Source organism: Caballeronia sp. LZ024 (assembly GCF_031451455.1).
GTDB classification, from domain to species: Bacteria; Pseudomonadota; Gammaproteobacteria; order Burkholderiales; family Burkholderiaceae; genus Caballeronia; species Caballeronia telluris.
Map to the genome: position 1 here is coordinate 805762 of NZ_JARUXL010000004.1, position 12411 is coordinate 818172.

10 protein-coding genes are annotated in these 12411 nt (G+C 67.0%); 3 read left to right on the top strand and 7 right to left on the bottom strand.

Translation table 11 applies throughout. The features are described 5' to 3' along the window. Positions 1 to 20: 20 nt before the first annotated feature. The 3 genes from QCE48_RS25870 to QCE48_RS25880 all read right to left on the bottom strand — a co-directional run bounded on the left by QCE48_RS25870 (position 21) and on the right by QCE48_RS25880 (position 5296). Positions 21 to 1124 carry a malate/lactate/ureidoglycolate dehydrogenase gene (locus QCE48_RS25870; RefSeq protein WP_309783239.1) on the bottom strand — a complete coding sequence of 368 codons (1104 nt, stop codon included), beginning with the start codon at positions 1122 to 1124 and terminating at the stop codon, positions 21 to 23. 155 nt (positions 1125 to 1279) lie between these two features. Further along, on the bottom strand, positions 1280 to 2731 hold the full coding sequence (locus QCE48_RS25875) for a M20 family metallopeptidase (protein WP_309783240.1): 1452 nt from the start codon (positions 2729 to 2731) through the stop codon (positions 1280 to 1282). A gap of 93 nt (positions 2732 to 2824) precedes the next feature. After that, entirely contained in the window at positions 2825 to 5296 is a 2472-nt protein-coding gene (locus tag QCE48_RS25880) for a penicillin acylase family protein (RefSeq protein WP_309783242.1), read from the bottom strand. Between the two features lie 215 nt (positions 5297 to 5511). Between QCE48_RS25880 and QCE48_RS25885 the strand changes: the two genes are divergently transcribed. Next, on the top strand, positions 5512 to 5703 hold the full coding sequence (locus tag QCE48_RS25885; protein WP_404982181.1) for an oxidoreductase-like domain-containing protein: 192 nt from the start codon (positions 5512 to 5514) through the stop codon (positions 5701 to 5703). A 69-nt stretch (positions 5704 to 5772) separates the two neighbouring features. After that, a complete protein-coding gene (locus tag QCE48_RS25890; protein ID WP_309783244.1) occupies positions 5773 to 6282 on the top strand; it encodes a DUF1993 domain-containing protein in 510 nt (169 codons plus the stop codon). A gap of 42 nt (positions 6283 to 6324) precedes the next feature. On the opposite strand, the gene QCE48_RS25895 is transcribed toward QCE48_RS25890, so the two are convergent. Continuing rightward, entirely contained in the window at positions 6325 to 7593 is a 1269-nt protein-coding gene (locus QCE48_RS25895) for an AcvB/VirJ family lysyl-phosphatidylglycerol hydrolase (protein WP_309783246.1), read from the bottom strand. After that, the gene (gene mprF, locus QCE48_RS25900; protein WP_309783248.1) at positions 7590 to 10184 is read right to left on the bottom strand and encodes a bifunctional lysylphosphatidylglycerol flippase/synthetase MprF; all 2595 of its coding nucleotides are present in this window, start codon (positions 10182 to 10184) and stop codon (positions 7590 to 7592) included. The genes QCE48_RS25895 and mprF overlap by 4 nt, the downstream gene beginning before the upstream one ends. A 444-nt stretch (positions 10185 to 10628) precedes the next feature. Between mprF and QCE48_RS25905 the strand changes: the two genes are divergently transcribed. Further along, complete coding sequence (locus QCE48_RS25905; RefSeq protein WP_309783250.1) at positions 10629 to 10988, top strand: hypothetical protein; 360 nt, start codon at positions 10629 to 10631, stop codon at positions 10986 to 10988. Between the two features lie 25 nt (positions 10989 to 11013). Here the strand turns inward: QCE48_RS25905 and QCE48_RS25910 are convergent, their stop codons facing one another. Together QCE48_RS25910 and QCE48_RS25915 are read right to left on the bottom strand one after the other, a co-directional pair. Next, complete coding sequence (locus QCE48_RS25910; RefSeq protein WP_309783252.1) at positions 11014 to 11490, bottom strand: hypothetical protein; 477 nt, start codon at positions 11488 to 11490, stop codon at positions 11014 to 11016. 71 nt (positions 11491 to 11561) lie between these two features. Then, the gene (locus tag QCE48_RS25915) at positions 11562 to 12386 is read right to left on the bottom strand and encodes an alpha/beta hydrolase (protein WP_309783253.1); all 825 of its coding nucleotides are present in this window, start codon (positions 12384 to 12386) and stop codon (positions 11562 to 11564) included. Between the last annotated feature and the right edge of the window lie 25 nt (positions 12387 to 12411).

The following is a 12411-nucleotide window of genomic DNA, read 5'->3' on the forward strand; positions in this document are numbered from 1 at the left end:
TCCGGCGCGGCTTTTCGCATTTAACGCAGTTGCGCCGCGAACGCTTCGATTTCGTCGGCCGGCATGCCTGACGCCGCAGCCGCGTCGCGAATCTGCTGCCAGGTCGTCGGGTCGATTGGCAAGCCGTTCGCGCCGCGTTCCCCGCGACGCGCCTCTTCCGGCTCGCCCGGCGCGTAAATGCGCTCGACGCCTTCCTGCAACGGCGACGCCTTCACCCAGTCGACGAACGCTTCCGCTTCGGCCTGCGCGGCGGGCGCGTCGAAGGCGTTCGGATCCAGAATCACCGAAGTCATGCAGTTGATGATCGCGTTCGATTTCTCCAGCGTGCTTTCGCGCGTCGTGTAGCCGCCCGACAGCGCGCCGCCGAAAATCTCGCACATCGCCGCGAGCCCGAATCCCTTGTGCAGTCCGAACGGCAGCAGCGAGCCAAACGGCTCCTCGTGCATCACCTTCGGCTCGACGGTCGGCGTACCGTCGTGTTCGATCAGATAGCCCGGCGCGACCTTCACGCCCTTGTTGTACGCGACGCGCGTCTTGCCATACGCGATGCCGCTTGTCGCGAAATCGAGCACGAGCGGCGTCTTTCCTTCGCGCGGAAAGGCCGCGCAGAACGGATTCGTGCCGAAGCGCCGGTCGATGCCGCCGAACGGCGCGACGAGCGGATCGCCCGCGACGTTCACGAAGTGAAACGACACGAGACCGGCCTTCGCGCACTGCTCGGCCCAGTGTCCGATGCGGCCGATGTGGTGCGCGTTGCGCAAGCCGACGGCGCACACGCCCAGTTTCTTCGCGCGCTCGATGCCGTGCTCCATCGCCTCGTAGGCGACGACCTGGCCGAACCCCTTGACGCCGTCGAGCGACAGGACGGCGCCGGCGTCGCGCACGATGCGCGCGTGTTCGTTGAGTTTCAGCTGGCCGTCCGCGAGCGACGCGACGTAGCGCGGGATCATGCCGACGCCGTGCGAATCGTGGCCTGACAGGTTCGCCATCACCAGATGGTCGGCGACGAGTTCCGCCTCGCGCGGCGCGCTGCCGGCGCGTTCGAAAATCGCGCGGACGTAGGCGTGGAGGGCTTCGGCGGGAATGCGCAGTTCGGGCGCGGCGGACGTTTTGATGTCGTTCATTGCTGCTTTCGTCTCCTTTCGGGGGTTGAAACGCGCGCTTTTCGCGCTTCCCACACTCTACAGACGATCAACTGGCCTTACCACTTTGTCCGCGCGCGCCGTCGAAAAAAAAAAGCGCGCAGTCGCTGCGCGCTTTCCTTGACACGCCAACCCGATCAAGGCGCCGACGCGATCACCTCGGCCACCGCCGCCGTCAGCTTCTTGCCGTACGGAACGTGCAGGAACTCGTTCGGCCCGTGCGCATTCGACTTCGGCCCGAGCACGCCGCACACCATGAACTGCGAGCGCGGAAAGCCTTCCTTCAGCGTGTTCATCAGCGGAATCGTGCCGCCCTGCCCGATATACGCGACATCGGCGCCGAAGTGCCGGCGCGACGCGTCGTTCAGCGCCGAGCCGAGCCACGGCGCGAGGTCGGGCGCGCTCCAGCCGGTCGCGGCGGCCGCTTCCGGCTTGAACATGACCTTCGCGTTGTAAGGCGGATCGAATTCGAGCAGCGCCTTCAGTTCCGTAAGAGCCTGCGTCGCCTCGACGAGCGGCGGCAGACGCAGCGACAGCTTGAACGCCGTGCGCGGCGCGAGCACGTTGCCGGCGTCGGCGAGCGGCGGGAGGCCCGCCGCGCCCGTCACCGTGAGCGACGGACGCCACGTCGAATTGAGGAGCGCCTCCTGCGGATCGGTCGTGGTCGGCAGCACCTGCCCGCCGTCCTGGCCGCAACTCCACGGCAGCTTCTTCCAGACGTCGTCGCCGAGAATGTGCGCCGTGGCTTCCGCCTCGCGCAGACGCTGCGCCGGGATCGGGCAATGGAAGCCCTTCGGCAGCAGATTGCCGGTGCTGGCGTCTTCGAGCCGCTCGAAAAGCTGGCGCATGATCCGGAACGTCGACGGCGCGATGCCGCCGTAGCCGCCCGAGTGAATGCCTTCGTCGAGCACCTGAACTTCGAGATTGCCCGCGACGACACCGCGCAGCGACGTCGTCAGCCAGAGCTGGTCGTAGTTGCCCGCGCCCGAATCGAGGCAGATCACGAGGCCGACGTCGCCCAGGCGCTCGCGCAACGCGTCGATGTAAGGCAGCAGATCGTAGCTGCCCGATTCCTCGCACGTCTCGATGATGCCGACGCAGCGCGGCCGCTCGATGCCCTGCGCGTCGAGCGCGGCAATCGCGGTGATGCTCGCGTAGGTGGCGTAGCCGTCGTCGGCGCCGCCACGGCCGTAGAGCTTGCCGTCTTCGAGCTTGGGCGTCCACGGACCGAGGTCGCGGCGCCAGCCTTCGAATTCCGGCTGTTTGTCGAGATGGCCGTACAGCACGACCGTTTCCGTGCTGCCCGAGCGGGTGGCAGGCGCTTCGAAGAAAATCACCGGCGTGCGGCCTTCGAGGCGCACGATCTCGACTTTCAGACCCGTCACGCGCTGCTGTTCGACCCATTGCACGGCGTCCGTCACGACCCGCTCGATGAAGCCGTGGCGCGCCCAGTCGGCATCGAACATCGGGCTTTTGGCGGGGATCGCGATGTAGTCGGTCAGCGCGGGAACGATCTCGTCGTTCCATTTGCGCTCGACGAAGGCGCTCAAGGCGGTGCGGTCGAGCTGCGTGGTGTCGTCGGAAATCATGACGGTGGTTCCATCCGGATAAACCTCCAATGATAGACGCGTTTGCGGCCTTTTCGGCGCGCGTTTCTCCGCGCCGTGACGGTTTCCCGGCGTTTACTGCGGCACGCGCCTCGGTCCGACCGCGCGCACGACCGGCTCCGGACGGCGCTCTCCCGTGAGCGTCGTGCGCTCGATCGCGGGATCTGCGTCGATCGCCTGATCGGTGAACGGGAAGCGCTGCCACGTCTTGGACGAGAAAAGCCGCGTGCCGTCGCCGGAATGCGGCGATGCCGGATCGTCGGATTCGGAGTGTGCGAGCATCGTGTCGGCCTCCACGCCCTGCTGCCCGAACGACACCACTTGTAAATAACTGTCGCCGTGGCCGTTGAAATCCATCGGATAGCCGCGCGAATCGAGCGGACGGCGCGCGCAGATGATCGTGAAATAGCCCGCTTCGTCGCACCCGCCATAGAGCGGCACGCGCGCGCCGTTGCGTGTCGAGTAGAGGATGTCGCCGCGCCGCGAATTCAGCGCGAAACCGTTCAACTTGAGCGCGAGCACTGCGCCGCCGAGCGCCTGCTTCAGGTCCTGCACGACGGCCGGATTTGACGTGTTGAAGCCGCCGGGCGTCGCGAGCGGCGCGGCCGGGTCGAAGCCGTTCGCGTACAGACGCTCGGGTGCGATGCGCGTCACGCGCACCCAGAATTCGTCCCACAGATTGGCGCCGCGCGCGTCGATGTTCGCGGTGCCGTCCCAGGCGCGCAGCACGTCGCAGGCTTCGCGCAGGTTGTTGGCCGGATCGCCGAAATTGCAGGCGGCGTCGAGCAGCGGCTTGCGAAAGAGGCGCTCGGACAGCGAGCCGCTTTCCAGCACGGCCGACTTCAGCGCGTCGCGCGTGACGCCGCCCGGTTCGCGCTGAAGCTGCGCGGCGAGCAGATGCCCGTAGCGCGTGCGCAGCGACTGCTGCGTGCCGGTCGCGCCCGCGATGCGCGGATAGCCCGTCATCGGCGCGTTCGCGTTGGTCAGCCAGTAGCTGTCGTTGAAATTGCCGACGTAGTCGCCGCGCGCGATGCTCGGCATCTGCTCGACGGGCAGCGAATCCGCCTGCACCGCCGGCGCGTCCGCGCGCCACATGCACGCGCTCTTCGAGCCGTCGAGGAACGGCACGCCCGGCACGCGGCCGTTGAACGCGCGGCCGGCGGGCGTCGTGCAGGCGTCGGCGAGGGCATCGGGCACGTTCGGCATCGGGCCGATGTCGGCGAACCAGACGCGCGCGTCGCCGCGGCCGATCGCGAAGGTGTTCACCCACGGCATCGCGGCAAAGCGCTTCTGGATCGCGATGAAATCGTTCAGCGAGCGCGCCTGGTTCCAGGCGAAGAAGTTGAGGAACGCGCGGTCGTTGTCGGTGTTGACGTCGCGCAGCGCGTAGGCGCGCTGCGCGGTCCAGCCGAGCCCCGGCGCCAGCGACGACAGGTCGACCACCGGCCCGAAGCGCGTGCGGTAGAGCGTGCGCGTGACGGTCTCCGACGAGCCGTCCGGGCGGCGCGACTGCACGGTGATCGGCACGGCCGTCATCGGCTCGGGACGGCCGTCGTAGACGTAGCGCGTCGGATCGGCGGGATCGAGCGTCAGCTGGAAGATGCCGAAACGGCGCGCGCTGGACACGGTGTGCGTCCACGCGACGTTGTCGTTGAAGCCGAGCACGATCACCGGCACGCCGAGAAACGACACGCCCGCGACGTTCACCACGCCCGGAATCGTCAGCTGCGCCTCATAGAAGCGGTCCGGCCCGCGCCAGAACCAGTGCGGGTTCCCGAAGAGAAGGCTTTGGTCGTCGTGCGTGATGGGCGCGCCGAACGCGAGCGCGTTGCTGCCGATGCCGGGCGTCGTGCCGATGTCGAAGCGCGACGGGTCGTCGTCGAGGGCGGTGTCCTGCGTGGCTTCGTCTTCGCCCGGCGCGGCGGCCGACGACGCGCGCGGCGGCCGCGCATTGGCGATCTGCTGCACGAAGCGCGTCGCGCCGCCGCCGAGATTCGCCGCGATCAGGCGCTGATAGACGTCGGCGGACGTGATCCGCCCGACCCACGGCTTGCCTTTGCAGGCGGCGTGCGCGTTGGGAAAACGGCCGGCGTCGAGGTCGCCCAGATAGCGGTTGTAGCCCGCCGCGAATCCTTCGATCAGGCTTTGCAGTGTCGCCGGCTGCGCCGAGCGATAGCGCTCGACGGCGGCGGCATCGTCGACGAGTCGAAAGAAGAAGTCCGCGTCCAGGTTGCGCGGCTGGCCGAAACTCGCGCCCGAAGGCGGCCGCGCGTCGGGGCCGAACCAGGCGGAGCGCTCGCCGCGATAGGTGACGAAGGCGTCGGCGAGCGTGCACAGGTTGTCCTGCGCCTGCGCGTAACCGTAGCCATAGCCGAGGCTGCCCCAGTCCGCGGCCTTGATGTGCGGCACGCCCGCCTGCGTGCGGCGGATTTCGGCGCTGTAGGGCGCCTCGGGCGCACCGGACAGATTCGGCTGGGGCTGGACACAACCGGCCAGCACGATACCCGCGAGCACCGTGGCGGCGGCGAACCTGGCGGTCTTGTTCATCGAAGGAACCTTTAATTCGTTCGAGATGCGGCTCGCCCGGCTTGATGCCATCGTGCGCGGCGAGCAGGAAATGACTCGTGGCGGGCCTCTCCCGCGTGATTCGTCCGCCACGGCTCGTGACTGCTGCGGGAAGTATGCCATTGGGCGATTCGCCGGGCGCCGCCAAAACCTAGCCGCCGGAGTCCGCGCGCGGCGATCGGGGCACAATGCGTGGATTGTGTTCCACCTTCGGAAAAATGCCCGACGCGCCCGACTCCGATCCCCGCCCCGTTGCGCCCGAGCGCCCCGCTCCCGACGAGTGCTGCCAGAGCGGCTGCGACCCGTGCGTGTTCGATCTGTACGAAGACGCGCTCGATCGCTACGAGGCGGCGCTGAAGGCGTGGGAAGACCGCCGCGCGAAGCGGTGAGGCGCGTTTGGGCAGCGAAAGGGGCGAAGCGCTATGCTTGACACCCCTTGTCAAAAGACGGAGACATTCATGTCCCTGACGATGTATCGCGCATCGATTCCCGTGTTCGTCCGCGGCCTTACCGTGCTCTCTTCGCTGCTGGAAAAGGCGGCCGCGTTCGCCGACGAAAAGAACATCGCGCACGCCGACATCATCGGCGCCCGGCTCGCGCCGGACATGCTCGCTTTCGCCGCGCAGATCCAGCGCGCGAGCGACACGGCGAAGCTTTCGGCGCAGCGGCTAGCGGGCGGTGAGGCGCCGAAGTTCGAGGACAACGAGGAAACGTTCGCGGACTTGCAGGAACGCATCGCGAAGACGCTCGCGTATCTGAAGAGCATCGACGCGAAGCAGCTGGACGACGCCGAAACGCGCACGGTCACGCTCAAGTTCAAGGACTTCGAGCCGAGCTTCAACGGCGTGGATTATCTGTTCGGCTTCGGGCTGCCGAATTTCCAGTTTCACATCGTGACGGCCTACGACATCCTGCGCCATCTCGGCGTGCCGATCGGCAAGCGCGACTATCTGGGCGCGCTCAAGTAAGCCCCGGATCGCGGATGGCGGCGGACCCGGAGCCTGTGCGCTTCACGCCCCGCCGCGCACCGCGATCTGCTTTTGCCAGCCGCCGAGGATGCGCCTTGCCAGCGCGTCGTAGTCGCCGCCGAAGTGGTGATCGCCCGGCGTTTTGATCACGTCGATGCCCGTCTTCGTCAGCTTCGGGCACAGCGTGTCCTCTTCCTTCTCGCCGTAAATGCACTGGACCATCGCGGGCGGCAGCTTGGCGAGTTCGCCCTTCACGGGCAGCGCCTTGTCGCTCGCCGGCATGCCGAGCCAGCCCGTCACGCGAATCTGGAAGTCGGCGGACGGCGCGAAGCCCATCAGCGAAACGTAGGACACCTTCGCGCGCATCGCGTCGGGCAGACGGTTGTAGGCGAACGGCATCACGTCCGCGCCGAACGAATAGCCAATCAACGCGACGTGGTTCGTGTGCCAGCGTGCGCCGTAAGTCTGGATCACGCGCGCGAGGTCCTGAGCGGTCTGCTGCGGCGACTTTTCGCTCCAGAAATAGCGCAGCGAATCGATGCCGATCACCGAGACGCCGTCCTTCTGCAGCGCTTCGGCGATCGTCTTGTCGAGATCGCGCCAGCCGCCGTCACCGGAAATGACGATCGCGAGCATGTCGGTCGGGCGCGCCGCGCGCAATTCGATCAGCGGCAGGTCGGATACGTCTTCCTCGTGCTCGGCCTGCGCCTTCAGATGCGGCGCCGTCATCGCGGTGAGCGCGTCGGCCTTGTTGCGGCCCGGCTGCATCGCGCCGCGCTCGACGAAGCCCGGCAGGCCCTTGCCGTGCGTGATCGTCGGGTCGGGCGGACAAAGGGAAAACCGCGCGTCGAGCTGCTTGTCGGCGTCGAGCGAAACGGCGCCCGCGACGGTGTTTTCCGGCGCCTGCGCCAGAATACGCTCGGCGAGGATCGCGCCCTGCCCCGTGCCCGCGACGATCGGCGCGAAATAGCGGCTCGTCTGCACGCCGCGTTCGAGCTGATGGCTCACGGCTTCGGCATCGCCGACGAGGTTATGGCAGCTTTCCTTCTCCGCCGGCGATTGCAGGCGCGCGGCGTAATGCTCCGTGTCCACGCCGACGACCATCGCGCCGTTCTTCGCGAGCGCGTCGGCGGCCTGCTGGTCGGCGGGGCTCCAGCCGCTCTTCTCCGAAAACAGCACGACGAAGCCGCGCATGTCGCCGACGGGTTTCGTCAGCGTGACCTGACCGTAACGGCCGCCGGGGATCGTGCCCGCGTGGGCGGTGGACAACAGCGCGAGCGAAAGCGCCGCGGCTTTGAAGAACGATTTCATGAACGCCAGCCTCCGGCCAGCAGGGAAAGATCAGCCAACGTGAAAAACACTCCGACCGAACCGGACGCCGCGAGATAACGCGGTTCCCAGCGCGGCTGGAACTTGCTCTTGAATCCGCGCAGGCCGCGGAAATTGTAAAAACGGCCGCCGAACCGCCAGATCAGCCCGGCGAGCCGGTGCCAGTACGAGGCGAGCGGCGTCGGCTGCATGCCGGACAACGGCGCGATCCCGAGCGACAGCGACTTGAACCCCGCCTGCTTCAGATGCAGCGCGAGCTTGGTGAAGAGATACTCCATCGCATACGGCGACGCGCTCGGCAAATGCCGCATCACGCCGACGGTCGCCTCGGTGTTGAGATCGGTCGTCATGAAGGTGACGAACGCGACCGGCACGCCCGCCTGGCGCACGAGCAGCACGGACTGCGCCGCCAGATATTCCTCGTTGAACGCCGCGACCGAAAAGCTCTTCTCGCGCGCGAGACGGCTTTCGAGCCAGGCGTCGGAGATTTCGCGCAGCATCGCCACGCTTTCCGGCACCTGCGGCGGCGCGATCACTTCGACGTCGAAACCGTCGCGCTCGCCGCGCTTCAACGCATAGCGCAGATGCGCGCGGTGCGAGCCCTTCAGGTCGAAGTCGTCGAGCACGACGTGCGCTTCCTCGCCGAGCTTCATCAGCGTGAGGCCGGCGTCGAGGTAGAGCGGCAGCGCGTCGGCGCGCACCTGATAGAACGCGGCGCGGCCGTTGTGCGAATGCGCCAGTTCGACGAACTTGCGGATCAGTTCCGCCCATTCGCGGCGCGGGCCGACCGGATCGTGCAGCGCGGCCCACGTGCGGCCGTGTTTCGCGTACATCAGGAACGCCTCGCGCGATTCGGAAAACAGGAAACTCTTGTCGCCCATCATCGCGAGGCCGGCGTCGCTGCGCTCCTGCGCGCGGAAGATGCGCGCGGCGTCCGCCAGATCCTGCGGCGCCGGCTTGACGAAGCGGCCGGCGGCCGGACGCAGCAGTTGCCACATCGCGAACACGGCGGCGAACAGCACGGCGGCGAGCGTCGCGCGCAGCGCGCGCGGGGCGCGGTGATCGAACGCGAACTGCCACCAGAGGTCGCCGCTATATTGAACGTCGCGGAATGCGAAGAACATGATCCACACCGCGAGCACCATCACGACGCCCACCGACGCGAGCCAGGTCGCCGTGAAACGCTCGGCGAACAGCGACGAGCGGCGGTTGAACCGATCGCGCGTCGCGAGCAGGAGGACGATCAGGAAACCGAGCACGCCGGCCTCGATGAACGCCAGCCCCTTCGCCAGCGAGAGCGCCAGATTCGCGACCGCGAGCATCAGCGCGAGCCACCACGCGGCGTCGAGGCGCCGCAACAGGCCGCGCGCGACGAACAGCAGCAGCACGCCGAGCACGCTGCCGAGCAGTTGCGAGCCTTCGAGCACCCAGAGCGGCAGGATCGTCTGGAGCGTCGCGATGCGTTTCGCGAACGCGGGCGTCGCGCCGGAAATGACGAGCATCGAGCCCGCCACGAACGTGACGATCGAGAGGAACAGCGGCGCGAGTTGGGACACGTGGGCCGGGCGCAAGAACGCGAAGCGGCCCTTGAGCGCGCGGCCTTCGAACGCGGCCATCACGCCGGCGGAGAGGATCAGCGGCACGCCGAAATAGATCGCGCGATACGCGAGCAGCGCCGCGACCATTTCCGGCGTCTGTACGCTGCCGCCGAGCGCGAACACCATCGACGCCTCGAACACGCCGACGCCGCCCGGCGTATGGCCGATCATGCCGAGCAGCATCGCGGCGGAATAGACAGTGAGGAAATCGCCGAAACCGACCTGCGCGTGCGGCAGCAGCGCCCACAGCGCAAGACCGGCGGCGATGACGTCGACGACCGCGAGCGCGATCTGCGCGACAAAATCGCGGCGCGCCGGCACCGTGAAACGCAGCCACGTCCAGCGCGAACTCAGGGTGCGCGGCGTTTTCCCGCAACACGCGACGAGCGCCGCCATCGCGAGGACGAGCGCCGCGCCGGTTGCGCGCAGCATCGCGGGCGACAGCGGCATCATGCGCGCGAGGGTGTCGGCGGACACGACCATGCCGGCCGCCGCCATCAGGACGAGCGAGAGCGCGAGCGTGACGCTCGTGAACACCGTCAGGCGCCCGACCTGCGCCGGCGTCACGTCCGCCGCGCCGTACACGCGGCAGCGCACCGCGCCGCCCGTCAGCGCGCCGAAGCCGGTCGCGTTGCCGAGCGCCGAACCGACCGTCGCGCCGACCCACAGGAGTGAGCGCGGCACCATCGCGCCAATATGTCGCAGCCCGACGGCGTCGCGGCCGATCAGCGCGACGAAGCTGAGCGCGGTCGCGCCGAGCGCGGCGCCCCAGGCGTCGAGCGGCAGTTGGCGCAATTGCCGCATCACCGATTTGTAATCGACGGCCTGCGACAGATGCTGGAACACGGCGAGAAGCAATGCGCACACGACGACCGTCACGAGCGGCGCAGCGAATCGCTGCAAACCATGCGCTTTGGACCATCGACTCAGTGTCGCGGTCACGCGGGCGGGATCGACCAACTTTCTGCGAGACATGCGTTCAACCAGACTTGCAGAGCAGCCGCAGCGTGGCCCGGAAGTCGGGACTGGGTGCGGCAACTCGGATTTATTGTGGGCGTCAGCGCTTATCGGCCGTTGTTCGCGGCGGATCGCTGCGCAATAAGAAACGCCTGTATAACGGCGTTCGTTGACCTGACTTAAGGAAATGGTAAGAAAAGCGCCCGCTGTCGAATGTCGGAATCGGACGAATTATCGAAATTTGATGAAATTTCGTCCAATTTTGCGGGCATTTCAGCGCTTCTCGTGCCAACCGGGTGCATCGGAGCCGCCGACGCCCCCGACAGGCGACCCGCGATCATACGCGATGACCCTTGCAGTCCGCTTTGCGGTTCGTCCGGCGAGCAGTTAGGATCGGGACGTCGATTCGCCTCAGACCGCAGCGGCGCTTATGCGCGGCCCTACCCGGAAACCACTGAACGCATGAACTTTCCCGCTCTCGCTTCGACTGCCGCCGCTTTCGCGCTCGTCCTTTCCGGCTGCGCCGCCTCGATGGACGACAGCAATCTGATGAAAAACGTGCCGGTCGGCGCCGGAACGTCGCATCTCGATATTTATCCGTTCGTCGACTGCGTGAAGGCGAAATGGACGCCCCAGGCGGGGCGCCTGCGCCAGTATTCGCCCGATGCCGACGGCCAGGTCCTCGCCGTGCGCAGCGCGACGAGCGGAGACTCGGTGCTGCTCTATGCGCAGCCTTCGGCGGCGGGCACGACCGGCTACACGATCTACGGCGACGTGGCCGCGGCGAGCCGCTACGTCGCGGCCGCCCACACCTGCGACTGAGCGGCGTTCCGGGTCGTTCCGCGTATCAGGAAGCGGCCTTGCCGCCGTGCAGATCGACGCTCGCCTGATGCGTTCCGACGATGCGCCCGATCAGATACCCATCCGCCGCGCACGCGTTCGTGCGCTCGTTGCCGTTCCACTGGATCTTGTACTGATCCTCGCGCGACTGGAGGCTCGACGCATCGAACTTGCGCTTGGGCGGCGTCTTCGCGCCGGAATCGCGCGCCAGCTCCATGATCAGACGATTCCACGTCAGCGCGTAGCCGTAGCGCACGCCATCGGCGAAAGCGTCGCTGTCGCAGACCTGCGAGGGCGGCACCAGCTTGAGCGTCACGTGATAGCCGCCCGGGCCGCCGACCACGATGCGCGTTTCGCCGGGCGGCCCCGCCGGCACGGGCGGGCCGACCAGCGTCGTCGTTGCGGAGGCCGCGTTCGGCGCTGCCGCCGGGGCGCTGCCGTCCGCATTCGGGGGAAGCGGCGCGCACGCGCTCAAAACGACCATCGCCGCGCCAAACACAGTCAAACGTCGGAAGAAAATCACCCTGCGGTTTCCATCTCAAAATAATCCGACCGCTACCTTAACATTTCAGACGAATCCAGATTTTTTGGAAACTCGACGAGATCATTCGGATCGGCGAGTGGTATTGCATCGAGAAGGAGGGATTCGATGGCGGATGCAAGGGCGAGTGGGGTCTCGTTCATCGGATAGTGGCCGGCGTTCTTCAGAACTTCGACGGTGGCGAGGGGATACCGGCGAAGGAACGTGTCAGCCATCAAACCCGCGTTGAATGTTGGATCGTGTTCGCCCACCAGCACCTTCACCGGGTGCTGACCGCGAATGTGGTCGCTGAAATCGGTATCGGCCCACGCACGGAAATACGCAGCGAACGCTTCCGCTGAAGAACGCGAGGCCGAATATTCCGCTTTCCAGCCGATCCACGACCATGGAAGTCGACCGCCGGTGCTGCGGTCGATGATGGTCCTGCGGTTGTCCAGGCGCACGGCGGCATCTTCGAGAAAGCGCCGCGTCGCGGTGTCGTACCGTATGCCGCCGCAAGGAACCGGGGCCACGGCAACCAGCGCCCGCACCCTGTCGGGCGCGATGGTGGCGACCCGCTCGATCGCCATACCGCCCATTGAGTGGCCGACCAGGCTGAAGGTGTTCAACCCCAGCGCGTCGGCAAGCGCCAGTGCATCGGCAGCAATCTCGTCGATCGTGTACTTTCCACGGGTTTCCAGCATGCCACCGTAGCCGCGATAGTCCATGAACACGTGGCTGGAAGCCTCGCGGGAAAGCCACGGCTCGATCTGCTCGAACGAGCGCGAATCGCCAAACCAGCCGTGCAGAACGAGGACAGCGCGAGGACCATTCCCCACGCGATGGTATGTATTAGGCATATCGACTCCGGTGTGATTTTAGGGT